We start from the raw sequence: 17,940 nt of genomic DNA, 5'->3' as shown, positions 1-17,940 counted from the left end.
TTTAGGAGGTTACCGTGATTTCGGGGTTGATTCGGATCAGACCATAGCCAAAGTCATTGGCTTCGACCGCGAATGAGGCGGCACCGGCGATGCGGTGGAAGGTCTCACCCGCCTGGTTACCCAGGCCGATGTTGACCAGGTAGGTACCCGCTCCCACCCGCACCTGCGGCAGCACGATCTCGAGGTGGTGTACCCCGCGCGTGTTGGGAAGCACAAGCTCGGGACGGTCAAAGGTGGTCATGCCATAGAGATGGGTACCCAACGAATTCTCGATCGAGAGTCCGATTCCCCAGCTATCGCGGGGCTCGAGGACCTCGACGTCCAGTCCCACCCGCACATCATCGGGAGTCGTGGGGTCAAATGTTGCGGTGGCATTGGCGATCCGGTAGCTGTCCACCGCCGGGGCCGGTGCTTCGGCCTCGTGTGCGACGCGGTCGGCTTCATAACCGGCACGCAGGATTGCCAGGCCCTTGGCGGGGTCGCCATCGTGCATAATCTTGCCACCGTCCAGGACGATGACACGATCACACAGCGAGCCCACCTGTGCGGCGGAGTGGCTCACCAACACGATGGTGCGGCCCTGACTCTGGAACTCGGCAATCTTGTCCATGCATTTGCGCTGGAACGGCTCATCACCCACGGCGAGGACCTCGTCCACCAGCAGCAGGTCGGGTTCCACATGGATGGCAACGGCAAAGGCTAGGCGGACATACATGCCCGAGCTGTAGAACTTCACCTGGGTCTCGATGAACGACTCGATCCCGGAGAACTCCACCACGTCGTCGAAGATCGCGTCGGTTTCCTCTCGGCTCAGCCCGAGGATGGCCGCGTTGAGGTACACGTTTTCGCGGCCGGTGAGGTCGGGATGGAATCCCGCACCCAGCTCGAGCAGGGCGGCCAGACGTCCGCGACGCTCGACCTTTCCGGTTGTGGGCTGCAGGATTCCGCCGATGACCTTGAGCAGGGTCGACTTGCCCGAGCCGTTGTGACCCACCAGGCCCACGGTGGTCCCCGCCTGAATGGTCAGGTCGATGTTTGACAGCGCCCAAAAGTCATTGCGGTGCTCACGGGCCTTACGCACGTTGAGTACTCGCTCCTTGAGCGATTTGTCCTGGTGCAGGACAAAGCGCTTGGATACGTCGTGGACCCGGATGATGTCTGTAGTGGTCATTTAGAGCTCCTGTGCAAAGCTGCCCTGCAGGCGGGCGAAGAGGCGCTGGGCGAGCCACAGCAGCACAATGGAAATACCGAGGGTGATCAGCAGGCGCAGCTCGAGGTTTTCGGGCCAGTGCTGGATCAGCTTGGGGTCGGTCTCCACGGATCCGGCGCGCCACAGGGCACGCTGCATGGAGACAATACAGAGGGTAATTGGGTTGTTCAGATAGATCTGTTCCAGCCAGTTGCCCTGCAGCTTGTCGTGCACAAACTTGAAGGGGTACACGATCGGGGAGGCCCAGAACAGGATGGTCAGCGCGAGCTCCACGAAGTGCTGGATGTCGCGCAAATAGACGTTGAGGGCGGCAAGCGCCAGCCCGATGGCGGTCGCAAACACGATCAGCGTGATCAGCGCCAGCGGAGCCAGCAGCAGATGATCGGGGATCGGCGGCGCACCCAGCGCGATGAACGCGATGATCAGGATCACCACCTGCACACCGAAGTTAAACAGCGCCGAACCCACACCCGCGAGCGGGAAGATCTCACGCGGCAGGTAGACCTTTTTCACCAGGCCCGAGTTGGAGATGATCGACCCCACCCCCGAGTTGAGAATGTCGGTGAACAGCGCCCACATGGTCAGGCCGATAAACACAAAGATCGCAAAGTCGGGCGTGGAACGGGCGGCGCCGAGGACCTGACCGATGGCGAAGTAGTAGATCAGCAGCTGCGCGAGCGGGCGAGCGAGGCTCCAGACGATGCCGAGTCGGCTGTCCTTATACTTTGCCCGCAGCTCACGACGAACCAGCAGGCCCAAGAGCTCGCGGTGCTTCCAGATGTCTACGATCGACGCTCGGGTACCCGAAAAGAACCCCGGGTTGCTGCCGACCGAGACGAACGGTTCGGTGGAGAGCCGAGCGATCCGGTTCTCCGCAGATTCGGCCGCTTGATTTTGCACGGGCAGGGTTCCTCCAGTGATGTATGCACCCATTCGTCGAGAAGGACGAAGAATTTGGGCGCACTCCAGTGCGGGCATATTTGAGCCAGCGTGTACAAGCATACTAATCTACGGGTAACGGCGGTCTATGTGTGCCGCCTGAGCGTGAGACGTTCACCCGGGAAAACCCATACCAATCGGGGAGTATCGATGAGTCACACGCGAAGCTGGACGGTACGCATACTTTCGGTCCTCCTGCTGGTGGCCGCGAGCATGGCCTTCGTCGGGGTGGGAGCGGCGCAGCACACCTCGCTGTCACCCATCGATGAGTACGTCTATATCGATTACCTGGCCAAGGTTGGGAGCCAGGGAGCGGTGGCTTCGGGGGAGGCGACCGGAGAGTTTGCCCGCGAGTATTTGGACTGCCACGGCGTGCAGTACGCGCTCGAGCCGCGGCCCGAGTTCTGTGGCACCGGCGTATCCGGCACCGATGCGGACTATCCGTTTGGCGGCGCGAACACCGCGGATCTGTACACCCCGATCTACTTCGCGATCACCCGTGTCCTCGCTCAACCGCTGATGACGCTCGGCGGGATGGACCTGGTGGCCGCTGGTCGTCTGGTGGGTGCGGTCTGGCTTGCGGCAGCGGCCGTGCTGCTTGCCGGATCGTTGCGCCGGTTGGGTGCTGATCGCATGCTCAGCGTGGCCGCGCCCCTGCTCCTGATCGGATCGCTACCGATTTGGTGGTCGACCACGTTTGTCACCACCGATGCCACCGCCCCTGTGGCCGGTGCGGCGCTACTCTATGTCACCGTTCGCTGGGCGCAGAGTGGACGCGGGGCCTGGATGTTGCCGACGATTGCGCTCGTTGCCACCCTGGCCAAATTACAAAACCTGATGGCGGTGGCTGCGTGCGCGATTACCCTGGTGGTGCTGGCCTGGCGGCGTTCCCTGCCCGAGGCCGTGACGACTCGCCGTGTGGTCACGGTACTGGGTTCGATGCTGATACTGCCACTGATCGGCCAGGGGGTGTGGAGCGTGCTGCGCCCGAAACTCGCCGATCCGCTGTCGGGTGCGCAGGGAATTACCCAGCCCTTGACCGGGGACGCGCTGGTACGTGAAGTCCTGAAATTTTTCGGTTCCTACACCACGAGCGGCCGGGATCCGTTGCTCTTCAACGCCCCCGGCTACCTGGTTGCCACCGTGCTGGGCTGGGCTATTGTGGGCGGAATCCTGGCGGCGCTGGTGCTGTATGGGCCGCGAGTCGTGCGCCGGTCCGAGGTCTCCTCCGTCACTCCGGACCCCGAGAATGCGCGTAATTCGCTGCTGTTCGCCCTGGCTCTGGGGGTCCTTATCGTCAGTCTTCTGGGTGGACCACTCCTCGTGGCCGCACTGTGGCTGACGGGTCAGGGATACTTCCCACTTCCCACCCGTTATGCGCTATCGCTGTTTCCGATCGCGCTGGCCATCACCGTGACGCTGTGTGCCCGCGCGCGGGCCGGGAGAGTGCTGATCCTGATCGGTGCCCCGGTGGCATTTGTCTGTGGACTGCTTTTTGTCTTCACCGGAACACCTCTGGGAAGCGGATCGTAGGCTCCGAGGCTTGTCCTCGCGAGAGTGCGGATACGACACGAGCATTCGACGCGGCGGGTTCCGTCGATTAAGCTGACTAAATGTCAGATGTGACAGCGGGCTGGCAACCCGTTACGGCGGGGAGTCAGGAGTACAACCGATGCGGGAACGTGCGAGAAATCGTCAACGGAATATGAGCGCCCATCGACGCCCGGCTCAGCTAGGGGCAATCGGGGTGCTTTCGCTGCTGCTCCTGGCCGGATGCGCCGTACATGACGAGGCCACGGAGCCTCACACCCCGGGTCCCGGGCCCCTGCCCTCGGGCGAGGCCAGCAGCTCACCCGGTACCGAAACAGAAAACCCGGCCGACGAGCACGAGGCAGTTCTGGTACTGGCAAGCGTCGACGTCGACGGGAAAAATGTCTCGGTTTCGGGGTATGTCACCGGAATCATCGAGGACAACGGTTCCTGCACCTACGAGCTCACCAACGACGAGGGTGTCGTGCAGAGCGTGGAGCGCACCGGTGTCGCCGATCGGGCAAGCACCAGCTGCGGCGTGGGACAGGTACCGATCGAAAAGCTTCCGAGTGGGTCGTGGAAGGCCCGTCTCGTTTATAAACCCGTGGATAGTGCCGCACAGCCGGTCACCTCCGCCGTCGAGACCGTGGAGGTCCCATGAGTATCCGCAGCCGCTCCCTCAGCGGCGGACTCCTGTTTACGCTGCTTCTTGGCCTCCTGGTAGGAATCGTTCCGGCGACCTCCGCCCAGGCGGCCGATGCCCGTGATTTCAATCCGGGCAACCTGATTACCGACGCACAGTTCTTCGACGGTCAGGCCATGAGTGCCGCCGAGGTGCAGTCGTTCCTGAACGGCAAGGTTGCCAAGTGTCAGAGCGGATACACCTGTCTTAAGGACTTCACCATGAACACGGTGACCCGTCCGGCAGACGCGGGCAAGTGTGCCGCCTATGACGGACGCGCCAATGAGACCGCCGCACAGATTATTGCGCGCGTGGGTCAAGCCTGCGGCATTAGTCAAAAGGCGATCCTGGTCCTGTTGGAAAAGGAGCAGGGCCTGGTCACGCTGAGCAACCCGTCGGCATCGCGTTATACGATCGCCACCGGTTATGCCTGCCCGGACACCTCCGCCTGTGATGCCAAGTACTTCGGTTTTTACAACCAGGTGTATATGGCCGCGCTCCAGTTCAAGCGCTACCAGGCGAACCCGACCTACTGGGGACACATTGCCGGACGCGTGAACAACATTCGCCTGCACCCGAACGCAAGCTGTGGAACCACGCCGGTGTTTATCCAGAACCAGGCAACCGCCGGGCTCTACAACTACACCCCGTACCAGCCCAACCAGGCGGCCTTGAACAACCTTTATGGCACCGGTGACTCCTGCAGCTCCTATGGAAACCGAAACTTCTGGCGGATGTACACCGACTGGTTTGGTGCCTCCACCGACCCCAGCGCCCTGGTGCGAACCACGTCGAACTCGACGGTGTATCTGATCAGCGATACCCGTAAGCACGTGGTCTCCGACATGACCCTGCTCAATAACCTGGCACCGCTGGGGAACGTGTCCTATGTGGACCAGTCCTACCTGGACAAGTTCACCACGGCACAGCCCGCGGGACGCATTATGCGCGCGGCAAGTGGGGCGATGTTCTTCTTCGATAACGGCGTGAAATTCTCCATGAGCTCCTGTGTGATCGTGGAAGACTTTGCCGGAGCCTGCAACCCCGCCGGATACGTGCAGCTCACCGACGATCAGGTGGCAAAGTTCACCACCGGTCCGGCCCTCACCTCGGTGGTGGGTTTGTCCTCGGGGCAGCGCTTCTACATTAAGTCCAGCCAGCGTCGCGAGGTAGCCGACGCCGCCTCGCAGAGCCAGGCCGGCATTCCCGCCGGGTTCACCATGCTGAGCGACTCGGCCATTTCCGGCCTGGCACTGGGAGCTCCGATTGTGCGGGACTCACTGGTGGTGCAAAACCGCAACACGTCGGCGCTGAGCTATGTTTACGGCAGCAGCCGGTATCCAGTCTCCGAGGCGACGCTGAACTCGCTGAAGAACAACCTCAAGCCGTACGGTTCGCTCTCAAACGACTCGATTAATATGCTGACCGCCAATTCCACCGTGTTCTCTGGTCGAGTCCGTGTGGGCGGAAGCGGGCCGACGCAGCTCCTGACCAGCGACGGCCGAGTCGAGTGGGCAGCAGACAGCGGGGCGGGAAGCCTGGACAGTGTGCCGGCCACCGCGCAGCTTGTTGCCGACTATCCGCTGCAGGGCACCGTTCCTGCCGGTGCCGCGGTCAAGGGCGCCAGCTCGCCGGTGATCTCGCGTGCGGCCGATGGCCAGATCCGCGGATACGACGGATGGTCGGGCTTTGTTCGCCTCAACGGGTCGAGTCAGTTTGTCACCCTGCCAGATAAGGTATTCACCCGGATCAAGACCGGACCGGCCCAGCTCACCGTGGGTGCGCTGTACCGGACCGCCGCCGACCCGAACGTGTACCTGATCGACGGTGCCGGGACCAAGGTTCTGCTGAACAGCTTCGACCCCGCCGCCGCGGCGGGGATCACGCAGTCGGTCACCTTTGTTTCGATCGCGGATCTCAACGCGTACAAGGTCGCCGCAGCACCGTTGGCCTACGGGTACATCTGTGGCGCAAACTCATTTGTCGCGGCCGGTGGAACCCTGGTCCCGGTGACCGACCGGAACCAGTTCCCGGTGGGCTATACAACACTGGATCCCTCCACCTGCGCCGTTCTGACCAAGGCTAAGAATCCGGCCCCCAAGTTCATCCGCACCGGCGACGGTCGGATCTATCTGTTGGATGCGGGCCGCAAGCGCGCGGTGGATTCGATGGATCGTTTCAACGCACTGGGCGGCCCGGCCGTGGGATTCCTCAACGTCTCCTTCGATTTCGCCCGCCTCATCCCGGATGGTCCTCTGGCATAGGCATGACCGCGGCTGCGTCACGATGCGAGTACTCGCACCGTGACGCAGCCGCATGTCATCACAAACTATCGGACGCCACATCCGGCGTACCGCGGGAGCTGGAGAGCTTCCCCGTCGCAGTGTTTTACACTGGACTACGAATACCGAGCGAGGGAGAATCGCATTTCCACATCAGTAACCCAACGCACGTGGCTCGTGGTGCCGCTGTATAACGAGGCACAGGTCGTGCGGGAGGTTGTCGAGCACGCTCGACAGACCTTCCCCAACATCGTGTGCGTAGACGACGGCAGCACGGATGCATCGGCCGAACAGGCGCGCCTGGGCGGGGCGACCGTTGTGGTCCATCCGATCAACCTGGGCCAGGGGGCCGCGTTGCAGACCGGGATCAGCTACGCGCTGCAGGATCCCAATGCAGAGTTTTTTGTGACCTTTGATTCCGACGGGCAGCACCGGGTTGAGGACGCCCTGGCGATGGTTAACCGCCTGGACTCGGAGCCGCTCGATGTGGTGATCGGTTCGCGCTTCCTGGACGGACGGACCAAGCCGGGCCTGCTCAAGAAGATCGTGCTGAAGGCCGCGGTGATCTTCGGAAACCTTACCTCTGGGATGAAGCTGACCGATGCTCACAACGGTCTGCGAGCGTTTAACCGCACCGGTGCGAGCGCGATTCGCATTCGCCAAAACCGGATGGCACACGCCTCCGAAATCATCGCCGAGATCGCCAACGCCAAGCTGCGTTACGCGGAGGAGCCCGTCTTTGTGGTGTACACCGACTACTCCCGTTCCAAGGGGCAGTCGCTGTGGAACTCGGTTAATATCCTCAGCGATCTCTGGCTGAAGTAGGGGAAACGGTACACGGAAATGGACAATCAGTTTTTTATTAAGGCAGTGCTCATCGCGGTTTTCCTCATCATCGGTTTTTTCCTGGTGATTCCCACTCGCGGGGCTCGGCACCTTGCCGTTCGTCGTTTGACCACCCTCGTTTTGATCCTCGCGGCCGTTTTTGCCGTGGTGTTCCCCGACCTGATTAACTCCCTGGCAAACCTGCTGGGTGTCGGACGCGGAACCGATCTGCTGCTTTACGGCCTGATCGTGGTTTTCATTGGGAGCTCGGTAACCGCGTCACGTCGTTACCGTCAGCAGGAGGCGCAGATCACCGAGCTGGCTCGAGCCATCGCGATCTCTCAGGCGCAGGACCCGGCGCAGTCTCCGCAGGACCGCCCCTAACCCCTCGCACAAACGGCCGGGGCCGGATGAATCAGATGATTCATCCGGCCCCGGCCGTTTGCCTGGTGGGGGAGCGGTTAGCGTGCGAGCACCGGCGCCGCAGCCAACACCACAACGTAGAGCACAACCGCGTACGTCCCGATCAGGATTGTGGCCCATCGGTTGCGAATCTGCATACCGGCCAGCATCAGGAAGGCCGCCAGCATTGGGGATCCGTAACGCGGGGGCAGCGGGAAGTACGCACCGGTCGCCAGGGTGATCACGATTGCCAGCATCGGAGCAAACAGCACGGCCGAGATCGTGACCGCGATGATCATGTGGCGAGCCGGGTTGGTTTTGCGTAGCGCCCAGAAGGCACCAATCACACCGGCGATGCAGAGCCAGCTGAGCGGAAGCACGGCAAAGGTGGGAATCGCATAGGCGAAGTTTGTGCTGCCCGAAATATTGACGTTCGATGTGATCGTGCCCGACAGGAACGTGGTGGTTTGGAGCAGGAGCTCCTGTCCGGTGAGCGGGACCGAAATTGCCTGGTTGGCGCTGTCGCCCACGGACACCAGATGGCGGAATACCAGCCAGGCAACCTCGACGACTCCGGCTGCGACGATCGAGGTGAGCGCCAGGGTGAGCGGATTGAACCAGCCGCGACGCGCGGGTGGTTCGATCCCCCGCCGGCGCTTGGCAATGAACTCGTCGAGCCAGACGATACCCAGGTACAGCGCGATCAGACAGACCGCCAGGATGTTAGTCACCTTGATCGACAGAGCGAATGCCGAGAGGCCTACCACCCACCAGCCCGAACCACGGCCACGCACGTAGTAGGTGGCGGCAACCAGCAGGGCCGTGCCCAGTGCCATGGTGGGCGCGTCGGTACTGACATAGGTGAAGGTCCACCATGCGTACGGCGAACCGATAAACGCCAGGCCCAGAACGACGGCGACGGTCTTGGGGACACGCCAGATCCGCATCAGCCAGTACATCAGGACCAGGGTCAGGGCGAGCCACAGTGACCCGGTGGCGCGCCAGGAGGTGAGCTCATGGGCACCGGTCACCGCGTGGATCGTGTCACCAACGACTCGGGTAATCGCGAAGTACACCGGAGTGTAGGGATCGGCCGATGTTCGGGCGGCGAACGGGAACTTGCTCAGATCGGAGTAGTCGCCGCGGCATGCCGGTCCCATCGGCCCATAGGGCTTCACCCCATCGCAGGCCATCGCATCCAGTGCCTCATGGCCGATGATCTCGCCCTGCTGCAGAATGCCCTGATGGGGCAGCTTGTACAGGTAGTCGACGTACACCCACTCGTCGATGGGGGAGAGCGCATGGCTGTGGTTGGCGGTCACGACAAAGGACATACCGAAACCGGCAAGCACCAGGATGACCGGTGCCCACAACAGCCGGGCCCATCGCTCAAACGTCAGTTTCTTGCCGGTGGATGGCGTCCGCGGCCGTCTCGGCGGCGTGGACGCGGTGTCCGCGGGCCGGGCCTGTACGGCGGTGGCAACGCCGTCCTGCGCACCCGCGGGTGTTGCGGCGCCGTCCACGTCGGTGGGGTCGTCGGGGAATGAATGTTGAATGGGCACGCTCCATGGTAACCGGTAAAGCCCTGTCGGCCTGGGAGATAGATCCGTGAAGCCGGGTAGTCTGGAGCACGTGCTGTTTCAGTTTTATACAGGTAGGGGTCCGGCGTGAGTGACGCAACCGAAATCACACCCGTACGCTCGGGCCTTCCCCTCGTACTGGGGGCCACGGCCGTTGCCGGTGTGCTGGGGTTTGTAATCCAATTCGGGATGGGGCGCATCCTCGGCAAGACCCCCGAATACACCGAGTTTATGGCCTTCTGGTCGGCGTTCTTCCTGGTTGTCGGTGCCATTGCCGGCGTGCAGCAGGAGTATTCGCGTGCGGTGGCAGAGGCCCAACGGAGCCCGCTGTTGGCATCGAGCGGAGTGAGCGCGCGGGGATTCGCGCTGAGCGCGGCGCTGGTGATCGCCCTGATCCTGGGCGTCAGCGGGCTTGCCTGGGGCCCCGGCGTGTTCAGCACTGACTGGCCGATTGCGGTGCTGCTGATCGCGATCGGTGGCGGAGCCTACGTGTTGTTTTCGGCAATTAATGGCAATCTCTACGGTCGGGAGCGCTGGTCTCTGGTGACCGTCGGTATCATCGCCGACCCGCTGCTGCGGCTCATCCTGCTGGCGGTCGCCGTGGTTGCCGTGGCGAGTATGGAGAACGCCCTGCGCGCGGCCATTATCGTCCCCGTGGTGCTGACGGTGTTGCTCCTTGCGGCGCTCGGTCGCGACACCGAGTTTGGAACCACTCGACTGGGGAGTTCGGCACGGCAGATCACCTGGAACATCCTGCGCACCGTGGGCGGTGCCGCCTCGACCGCGGCGCTGATCAGCGGCTATCCGCTATTCCTGGCAGTGTTTGGTGGTTCCGGCGCGGCGGCGGCCACCGTGATCTTTGTGTTCACGATCGTACGAGCGCCGATCGTGATTCCGATGCTGGCGCTTCAGAACTTTATGATTGTGCACTTTGGCAAGGCCCCCGAGCGTGTTGCGGCATCGGCGGCTCGCCTCATGGCCGCGGTGATTGCCGGTGCCCTGGTGCTCAGCGGGCTCGCCGCCTGGATCGCCCCCTGGTTTATCGACTGGGTGACGAACGGGCAGTACAACCCGAACCCGTGGCTGGTGGCGGCGATGGTCGCCACGGCAGGGTTGACCGGGGCGCTCTGCGTGAGTGGTGCCGCCACCGTGGCGCTCAACCGTCACAGCGGTTTCGTGGCCGGATGGGCCGTGGCCGCGGTGGTCAGTATTCTGCTTCTGCTGTTGCCCGGACCGATCGAGCAGCGTGCGCTGATTGCGCTGGCTGCGGGGCCCGCGCTGGGCCTCGTTGTGCACTTCCTCGCGCTTCGCCGGTCGTAGCGCACACACACCTGTGCCCTCCCGTCCGATCTCTCGGAGGGGAGGGCACAGGTGTGAGGTGAGTTGGTTAGCTGCCCAGTGCGTGCCGCAGTAGTGAGCGTATGGCGTCGCCCGAGCCCACTCGAATGGCGCTGGGGAGTTCGGTGAGGGCATTAGCACGTGAGGTAAATCGGATCTGTGCGGTGCGCCGGGCCTTGTGCCAGCCCAGCGCGCGGGCGCGCTCGGCCGCATCGTGGAAGAGTTCGCGTTCCTCGATGAACTTCTTCCCGTCCGGTCCACGCTTGGAGGACACCGAGGTGGCGTGACGACGATAGTGGAAGACCACCGGGTCCTCATCAATCAGGAGGGTTCCGCCATCCTCGATGATTTCCAACACCATGACCAGGTCCTCCACGACCTCATAATCGGTGCGGAAGGACCGCTTCTTGAGTTCTTCCACACGCCAGACCAGGGAGGGGAAGTACAGCCAGTTTCCGCGCAACAGTCCGGTAACCAGCTCCTCGCCCGCGGCGACGCGGGTTCCGGTACCGGCCGGTCGTAGCCGATACTTGATCCGATCTGCCAGGGGCGAGGAGGGCTCACCCTCGCCATCAATAATGCTGACTCCGGGCTGGATGATGGAAACATCCGGATATGCCTGGGTCAGCGCGCGAACGTGGGCGACATAGCCGGGCAGGAGGACATCATCGCAGCCCATGATGATGGCGTGCTCGGATTCCATCAGACGGATACTCTCGTTAAAGTTTCCGCTAATGCGCAGGTTTTTTTCGTTCCGGCGGTATTCAATCCGCGGATCCTCGGCCGCTCGGGCCGCCGCCCATTCTCCCGGTGCCGGATCGGGATACTGGTCATCGATAATGACCAGACGCCAGTTCGGATCGGTCTGCGCTCGAACGCTCTCTACCGCCTCAACCAGGTGATCAAATCGGCCGTAAAACGGGAGCATGATATCGAGGTTCACTCCCACATGCTATCAGGGGAGCGGATCCTCACCTCGGCGGGATGTGTGCATTGACGGGCGTTCGCAGGTTCTTCAACGCGCTCTTTGATAAGCTGCACAGCATGCGAACTCTCGTGACCGGCGGAGCCGGCTTCATCGGTGCCCACGTTGTTGAGCTGCTGCGAAACCGCGGCGATGAGGTCGTGATTGTTGATGATCTGGTGACCGGGCTGGCGCATCGGGTGGACGGCGTCGAGATTCATCAGATGGATCTCGCCGATCTTTCGGTCGTGGCACCGCTGACCGAGCTCATGCGTGCCAAGGGGATCGACTCGGTGATCCACTTCGCCGCGCGTAAGCAGGTATTCGAATCGGTGCAGCGACCCGCCTGGTACTACCAGCAGAACATCGGCTCGCTGGCGAACGTGCTGCTTGCCATGCAGGAGGCCGACGTACGCCGCCTGGTATTTTCCTCTTCCGCCTCGGTCTACGGTACAACCGAGGGCGCATCCATCCTGGAAAGCGATGGCACGGTCCCGGTGAACCCCTACGGGGAAACAAAACTGATGGGGGAGCGCCTGGTTGCGGCCGCTGGTGCGGCCTGGGGGTTGCGCGGCGTGAGCCTGCGATACTTCAACGTTGCCGGTGCCGCATCGGCTCGACTCGGGGACCGTGCGGTCCTCAACCTGGTTCCGATGGTGTTTGAACGCATCGATGCCGGTGAATCCCCGCTGGTCTTCGGCGGAGACTACGACACCCCCGACGGCTCCTGTGTGCGCGACTACGTGCATGTGAGTGACCTAGCCGATGCCCACCTAGCCACCCTGGACAACCTGGGTGAGCGCGCAGACGGCTGGCACGACGCGTTCAACGTGGGCACCGGTGTGGGCACCAGCGTGCTGGAAATCGTCAACCTGGTGCGTGAGGTGACCGGTTTGGATATTCGGCCCGAGATCAGGGACCGTCGGGCCGGGGATCCGGCTATCGTGGTGGCGTCGGCGGAGAAGATCGAGCGTGAACTGGGCTGGCGAGCCCGCCGCGGTACCGCCGAGATCATCGAATCTGCCTGGAGCGCGCACCGGGCCAATACCGGTGCCTAGCGTCGGTGATACCCCCGCTGTACCCGGGGTTTCGGTAGCACTGGCGACCCATAATGGCGCGCGCTATCTCGAGGAACAGCTGCGCAGTATTCTCGATCAGAGTGTCCGTCCGATCGAGATTGTGCTGGCCGATGACGATTCCCGAGACGGCACCGTGGATTTGGCACGTGCGGTGGTGGGGGATCAGATACCGATGGTGGTGCGCGAACATCGCCCCGCCCTCGGGGTCCGTGAAAACTTCGGTGCGGCGATCCGGAATACCCGGGGTGCCCTGGTCGCGCTGTGCGATCAAGATGATCGGTGGAGCCCGAACCGGGTAGAGCGTGCACTCGACGTCTTTGAACGGCGTCCCAACACCCACCTCCTCTTCACCAATGCACGCATGGTGGACACCCTGGGCCATCCCCTCGGCTACACCCTGTTTGAGGCACTAGAGTTTGGTGCCGCCGAACGTTCGGCCATCGAGTCGGGCCATGCCTTTGATGCGTTCCTGAAACGCAACCTGGCCACCGGGGCAACCGTGACGTTCCGTCGGGACCTGTTTGACCGAGCCGAGCCGATCCCCGATCCGTGGATTCATGATGAGTGGTTGGCGGTTATCGCTGCTGCCGATAACGCGGTTGCCTACCTGGATGATCCCCTGATTGACTACCGGCAGCATGATGCCAACCAGATCGGCATGCGCAAGCCCGGTCTCCGTAACAAGATCAACCGCGTGTTGGCTCCCCGAGGCGAGCGCAACCGCACCCTGGCGCGCCGAACCGAGCAGCTGGTGATGGCGCTGTCCTCCCTGCCGTCCCCCGTTTCCGCCGAGGTCCTGAGCGCTGCCCGGGGCAAACTCGCGATCGAACGCTTCCGGGCCGAGCTGCCCACCAACCGTCTCAGGCGTGTGGTGCCGGTTCTGCGGCGCGCGCGCACGGGCGACTATGAACGCTATACCTCCCAGGGGCGGTTGGAGATCCTCCGCGACCTGCTTCAGCCTGCCTAGGCTGGCGAAGCGTCCGGTAGACGACTATTCCCGCGGAACCGGGGGCAGAGCTTTTCGTGTCTCCCGGAAGCGCGCTAACCAGGAGGTTGAGCGTGACGCCAGGATCGCGCAGATCACCAGCATGACCCAGCCACCCGAGGTGAGGACAAAGCTCTCGGCCACCGAGGTTCCGGCCAGGGCCACCATGATCAGCGCGGGCCAGGTGTAGGTCACCGTGCGGCGGTTACTGGCGAGCAGCCAGGAGCGAATAAACGCGGTGATGCACAGGATCGCAAACAGGCAGATGCCCACCACTCCCACCTGCAGGGCCACGTCCAGGTACGCATTCAATGCCGAGGTATGGCGTCCCTGCAGCGTGAAGTTGATGGTGTTGTACGGGGTTGTGGACGCGCGCCACATGCCGGTCCATCCCCATCCCTCCATCAGGTTGACCGGGATCAACCGCCACACCTGAATCCACAGCGTGTACCGAGTCTGGAACTCGCCGTTAACGTTGAGGAGGGTGAGCACCCGCACCCGATTGACGTACACCAGAATTGCGACGATGACGCTGAGGACCAGCAGGGTCCATTGCAGCGCCGGCCGTCGGGCGGCGGGGGCCTGCCGGATCCCATACAGGGCGGCGGAGGCGATGCCCAGGACGATCGCCACAAAAATCATGACCGGCGAGCGGCTCAGCAGCAGACACATCACCGCGAGTGAGATCGAGAAACCCGCCAGCGGCTTGGGGACCGAGCGGGTGCGCCACTCGATCACAAACGAAATCAGCGCGATCATGGTGGCAAACGCCAGGAAGCTGCGCGAGCCAAAGATGCCCTGGATCGGGCCGCCCGAGGCGATGGTTCCGCTGATCTTGAGGAACGGCACCGGGGTGTCCAGCAGGATGCCCGAGAAGATCTCCAGCATCAGCGAGGCCGTGAGCAGGATGCGCATCGCGGTGCCTACGGCCCGGACCACCTGAATCGTGTCGCGGCTGAGCGCGACCGCGGCCGCCAGGAACCCGAAGCCCAGCTGATAGGCGGCACCCACCAGCGAGTTCGCCGGGGACGTGGCCCAGATGACCGAGATCGTGCACCAGCCGACAAAGGCCAGCACGGTGAGCGGGATGACCCCGCCCCACTCGATGTATTCGCGCCGGCCGATCAGCATCAGGGCGGCCAGGAAACACAGCGTGGCCAGGCCCGCGGCTACTCCGGCCCAGCCCAGCAGCGACTGGGTGAAGGGCACACAGAACGACCAGCCGATGATGGTGACCGCGAGGGCCTGTACCCCGGGGGCGCCGGTGAGGACCTCCCGCAGCTGCCGGATCGGCGTGGCACCGATGGGATCCGGACGGCTCATGCGTGCGCCGTTCGGGTATCGCCGGGCGGGGGAACCTCGGGGCGGTCATAGCGCGGCTGAGGATTCGCATCGGGGGCGAGCTCGGTGCCGGCGTCCATCAGCGGCCGGCGTACACCGGTGAGTGCAAACAGGCAGATCAGGACCCAGCCGGATTCCACCAGCGGCCGGCTCTCGGCGATCGACTGGACCAGCAGGGTGACCAGGATCAGCAGCGGGACCAGCGCATAGGGGGAGAAGGGACGGGTATCATTCTGGTCGACGCGGGGGCGGTCAATGGCGGTGAACCAGGCACGCCACAGTGCCGAGGTCAGGGCCAGCGCCAGCAGGATGACACCGATAATGCCCAGCTGCATCCAGACGTCGAGCCAGGTGTTGTGCGCCTGTAACTGCAGGACGCGGTTACGCACCACCAGGTGGTTGAAGGGTTCCACCCAGGGGATCCAGGGGCTGGCGAACCCGTTACCCACAATCGGGCTCTTCTCGGCCTGCCTGATCACGGTGGTCCAGATCTCGGCGCGGCCGGTCAGATCCGAGCTCTTGCCCAGCAGCGAGAACACACGATCCCGCAGCAGCCAGAAGGCGATGCCGCCCACCGCAAACACCCCGCCCACCACGAGCGAGCGACCAAACTGTTTCCCCGGTGCACCCGCGCGCACCCAGAGCGCGGCGGCCCCCACCACGATGACCGCGGCCAGTGCAAGCACCAGGGTCGAGGAGCGGGTCAGCGCAAATAGCAGGACGGCCAGGGCAAACCAGGTGCCGGTGACCCAGCGACGGGGTTCCCGAGCGCGGGCAGCGGGGGAGAGCCGGGGGTAGGCCAGCAGACGCAGACCCAGCAGGATGATACCGAGCAGCGCGACAAAGGCCAGCAGGTTGGCATTGCCCAGGATGCCCTGGATGCGGTCGCCGGTAAACAGAACGTTACGCGACCAGTACGCCAGCAGCGGCGGCTTATGCCCGTACTCCACCCAGAATGGGAGGACCGGGTGCCGGATGATCAGCGCGACCACCAGCTCAAACACGATCGAGAGGGCCAGGACCGCCTGCACCGCGCGGGTGAGCGCCCCGATGATTTCGTTCCAGGTCAGGACCAGCGCGAGCATCAGCGCGGTCGCGGTGCACGCGAGCATACCCAGCAGGGTGATCGCGGATCCGCCGGGATAGGCCGACCAGATCAGCGAGAGTACCGCAAACAGAATGTATCCGGCCAGCGCGAGCGGCCAGGGGCCGGTGAGCGGGCGTGGACGCAGCCGAATCAGGAAGTAGACACACGCGATCAGCGTGAGCGAGGCCACCGCGAGGTACCCGGGAAATCCGAGGAGGTTACGCAGTCCGTCTCCCGCCAACGCCACAAACAGCGCAAACGTGGCCACCGCGCGCAGCCACAGGCGCTCCGTGGACAGTGCGGCGGGTGGGAGCACTCGGGTGTCGGACATAGGTCCACACTACCCGGTGGGCCCGATGATCCACGCCGAATTGCCCGGCGATCCAGCCGGATTCACGGCGAACCCGATCCGAGCTGTCGGCCTAGACGAATGCGGCCTTTCCGGTGATTGCACGACCCACGATCAGGGTGTTCATCTCGCGGGTGCCCTCATAGGAGTAGAGCGCCTCGGCATCGGCAAAGAACCGGGCCACGCGGTAGTCCAGCACGATTCCGTTGCCCCCGAGGATCTCCCGTGACCAGGCCACGGTTTCACGCATCCGCGAGGTGCAGAACGACTTGGCCAGGGCCGAGTGCTCATCGCGCTGCGCATCCGCATCATGCATCTCGGAGACGCGCACGCACAGGGCGATCGACGCGGTGATATTGGCGAGGCACTTGGCCAGGAGATCCTGAATCATCTGGTGCGCGGCGATCGGCTTACCGAACTGGATGCGTTCGCGGGCATATTCCAGCGCCGCCTCATACGCGCCGATGGCCACGCCCACGCTGGACCAGGCCACACCGGCCCGGGTGAGGCGCAGGACCTGGGCGGTGTCGGCGAAGGAGTTGGCATTCTCCAGCTTGAGGGACTCGGGGATGCGCACATTGGTCAGCGTGATGTCCGCGTTCTGCACGATCCGCAGGCTGGTCTTACGCTCGATCTTGGTGGCCACATATCCCGGGGTGTCGGTGGGCACGATAAAGCCCTTGACCTGGTTGTCGGCGGTGTCCTTGGCCCAGATGATCGTGATATCGCTGAAGGTGGCGTTGCCGATCCAGCGCTTCTGGCCGTTCAAGACCCAGTGATCACCATCCCGGGTGGCGGTGGTGGTCAGTCCCCGGGCGCTGTCCGAACCCGAGAGCGGCTCGGTGAGTCCAAAGGCTCCGACGATTTCGCCGCTGGCCAGTCGGGGGAGCCACTCGGCGCGCTGGGCGGCCGAACCGCAGACCCCGATCGAGCCCATGGCCAGGCCCTCGGTGACGCCGAGGAAGGTCGAGATGGAGGCGTCCACGCGGGAGAGCTCGAGTGCCAAGAACCCGCGGAACACCGCGGAGTTCTCTCGCGGTCGGGTTTCCTCCCAGGCCCAGGTTCCCACGCCGGTGGCCATCAGGGGGCGAATCAGATCGTGCGGGAACTCGGCTGTCTCCCACAGATCGGTGACCCGGTCGGCGACGTGGTCGGCGAGGAAGGATCTGACCGTTGTCAGGGCCTCCTGCTCATGGGGTTCGAGCGTGGTTGAGAACCCGTAGAAGTCACTGTCGAGGGGCTGGAAAGTCATGATCGCTCCTTTGCTGAATCACCGATGAAACCGACCCCAGCCTAGGGAGGCCCGGAGGCTCGCGCCAGACTCCTTGGCGAGTTCCTCCAGAGTTC

Annotated in this window: 15 protein-coding genes; 8 read left to right on the top strand and 7 right to left on the bottom strand. The window is 63.6% G+C overall.

Going from position 1 to position 17,940, the window contains the following annotated elements:
• Window position 1: 1 nt before the first annotated feature.
• Complete coding sequence (locus D9V34_RS14815; protein ID WP_121689267.1) at window positions 2–1,171, bottom strand: ABC transporter ATP-binding protein; 1,170 nt, start codon at window positions 1,169–1,171, stop codon at window positions 2–4.
• A complete protein-coding gene (locus tag D9V34_RS14810) occupies window positions 1,172–2,110 on the bottom strand; it encodes an ABC transporter permease (RefSeq protein ID WP_245992034.1) in 939 nt (312 codons plus the stop codon).
• A gap of 189 nt (window positions 2,111–2,299) precedes the next feature.
• On the opposite strand from D9V34_RS14810, the gene D9V34_RS14805 reads away from it, so the two are divergent.
• The 5 genes from D9V34_RS14805 (at window position 2,300) to D9V34_RS14785 (ending at window position 7,852) form a co-directional block, all read left to right on the top strand.
• The gene (locus D9V34_RS14805) at window positions 2,300–3,682 is read left to right on the top strand and encodes a hypothetical protein (protein WP_121689265.1); all 1,383 of its coding nucleotides are present in this window, start codon (window positions 2,300–2,302) and stop codon (window positions 3,680–3,682) included.
• Window positions 3,683–3,854: 172 nt separating this feature from the next.
• The gene (locus D9V34_RS14800) at window positions 3,855–4,340 is read left to right on the top strand and encodes a hypothetical protein (protein ID WP_147441705.1); all 486 of its coding nucleotides are present in this window, start codon (window positions 3,855–3,857) and stop codon (window positions 4,338–4,340) included.
• Window positions 4,337–6,625 carry a hypothetical protein gene (locus D9V34_RS14795; RefSeq protein WP_121689263.1) on the top strand — a complete coding sequence of 763 codons (2,289 nt, stop codon included), beginning with the start codon at window positions 4,337–4,339 and terminating at the stop codon, window positions 6,623–6,625. The genes D9V34_RS14800 and D9V34_RS14795 overlap by 4 nt, the downstream gene beginning before the upstream one ends.
• A 195-nt stretch (window positions 6,626–6,820) precedes the next feature.
• Complete coding sequence (locus tag D9V34_RS14790) at window positions 6,821–7,468, top strand: glycosyltransferase family 2 protein (protein ID WP_121689262.1); 648 nt, start codon at window positions 6,821–6,823, stop codon at window positions 7,466–7,468.
• 18 nt (window positions 7,469–7,486) lie between these two features.
• Complete coding sequence (locus tag D9V34_RS14785) at window positions 7,487–7,852, top strand: DUF2304 domain-containing protein (protein ID WP_121689261.1); 366 nt, start codon at window positions 7,487–7,489, stop codon at window positions 7,850–7,852.
• A gap of 77 nt (window positions 7,853–7,929) precedes the next feature.
• Here the strand turns inward: D9V34_RS14785 and D9V34_RS14780 are convergent, their stop codons facing one another.
• On the bottom strand, window positions 7,930–9,432 hold the full coding sequence (locus D9V34_RS14780; RefSeq protein WP_147441704.1) for a hypothetical protein: 1,503 nt from the start codon (window positions 9,430–9,432) through the stop codon (window positions 7,930–7,932).
• Between the two features lie 105 nt (window positions 9,433–9,537).
• Between D9V34_RS14780 and D9V34_RS14775 the strand changes: the two genes are divergently transcribed.
• Window positions 9,538–10,770, top strand: a complete 1,233-nt coding sequence (locus tag D9V34_RS14775) for a hypothetical protein (protein ID WP_121689259.1) — start codon at window positions 9,538–9,540, stop codon at window positions 10,768–10,770.
• Between the two features lie 67 nt (window positions 10,771–10,837).
• On the opposite strand, the gene D9V34_RS14770 is transcribed toward D9V34_RS14775, so the two are convergent.
• Complete coding sequence (locus D9V34_RS14770; RefSeq protein ID WP_121689258.1) at window positions 10,838–11,731, bottom strand: glycosyltransferase; 894 nt, start codon at window positions 11,729–11,731, stop codon at window positions 10,838–10,840.
• 101 nt (window positions 11,732–11,832) lie between these two features.
• Here D9V34_RS14770 and galE point away from each other — a divergent pair, with 101 nt between their 5' ends.
• Both galE and D9V34_RS14760 read left to right on the top strand, forming a co-directional pair.
• Window positions 11,833–12,810 (top strand): UDP-glucose 4-epimerase GalE, encoded by a 978-nt coding sequence (gene galE / locus D9V34_RS14765; RefSeq protein ID WP_121689348.1) that lies wholly within the window; start codon window positions 11,833–11,835, stop codon window positions 12,808–12,810.
• Entirely contained in the window at window positions 12,803–13,798 is a 996-nt protein-coding gene (locus D9V34_RS14760; protein WP_183091992.1) for a glycosyltransferase family 2 protein, read from the top strand. Before galE ends, D9V34_RS14760 begins: the two co-directional genes overlap by 8 nt.
• A gap of 24 nt (window positions 13,799–13,822) precedes the next feature.
• On the opposite strand, the gene D9V34_RS14755 is transcribed toward D9V34_RS14760, so the two are convergent.
• The 3 genes from D9V34_RS14755 to D9V34_RS14745 form a co-directional block, all read right to left on the bottom strand.
• The gene (locus D9V34_RS14755) at window positions 13,823–15,139 is read right to left on the bottom strand and encodes an O-antigen ligase family protein (RefSeq protein WP_121689256.1); all 1,317 of its coding nucleotides are present in this window, start codon (window positions 15,137–15,139) and stop codon (window positions 13,823–13,825) included.
• Window positions 15,136–16,575, bottom strand: a complete 1,440-nt coding sequence (locus D9V34_RS14750) for an O-antigen ligase family protein (RefSeq protein ID WP_121689255.1) — start codon at window positions 16,573–16,575, stop codon at window positions 15,136–15,138. Before D9V34_RS14750 ends, D9V34_RS14755 begins: the two co-directional genes overlap by 4 nt.
• A gap of 91 nt (window positions 16,576–16,666) precedes the next feature.
• The gene (locus tag D9V34_RS14745) at window positions 16,667–17,845 is read right to left on the bottom strand and encodes an acyl-CoA dehydrogenase family protein (protein ID WP_121689254.1); all 1,179 of its coding nucleotides are present in this window, start codon (window positions 17,843–17,845) and stop codon (window positions 16,667–16,669) included.
• Between the last annotated feature and the right edge of the window lie 95 nt (window positions 17,846–17,940).

The sequence above is a fragment of the Mycetocola lacteus genome (assembly GCF_003667575.1).
In the GTDB taxonomy this organism is placed as follows: domain Bacteria; phylum Actinomycetota; class Actinomycetes; order Actinomycetales; family Microbacteriaceae; genus Mycetocola; species Mycetocola lacteus.
The sequence above is the reverse complement of the archived record's forward strand: the minus strand, read 5'-3'. Positions and strand labels throughout refer to the sequence as shown.

Excerpts from the sequence above, each read along its gene's own strand:
- D9V34_RS14815 (WP_121689267.1), bottom strand. The coding sequence starts at position 1,171 with ATGACCACTACAGACATCATCCGGGTCCACGACGTATCCAAGCGCTTT.
- galE (WP_121689348.1), top strand. The coding sequence starts at position 11,833 with ATGCGAACTCTCGTGACCGGCGGAGCCGGCTTCATCGGTGCCCACGTT.
- D9V34_RS14800 (WP_147441705.1), top strand. The coding sequence starts at position 3,855 with ATGAGCGCCCATCGACGCCCGGCTCAGCTAGGGGCAATCGGGGTGCTT.
- D9V34_RS14795 (WP_121689263.1), top strand. The coding sequence starts at position 4,337 with ATGAGTATCCGCAGCCGCTCCCTCAGCGGCGGACTCCTGTTTACGCTG.
- D9V34_RS14745 (WP_121689254.1), bottom strand. The coding sequence starts at position 17,845 with ATGACTTTCCAGCCCCTCGACAGTGACTTCTACGGGTTCTCAACCACG.
- D9V34_RS14755 (WP_121689256.1), bottom strand. The coding sequence starts at position 15,139 with ATGAGCCGTCCGGATCCCATCGGTGCCACGCCGATCCGGCAGCTGCGG.
- D9V34_RS14805 (WP_121689265.1), top strand. The coding sequence starts at position 2,300 with ATGAGTCACACGCGAAGCTGGACGGTACGCATACTTTCGGTCCTCCTG.
- D9V34_RS14750 (WP_121689255.1), bottom strand. The coding sequence starts at position 16,575 with ATGTCCGACACCCGAGTGCTCCCACCCGCCGCACTGTCCACGGAGCGC.
- D9V34_RS14785 (WP_121689261.1), top strand. The coding sequence starts at position 7,487 with ATGGACAATCAGTTTTTTATTAAGGCAGTGCTCATCGCGGTTTTCCTC.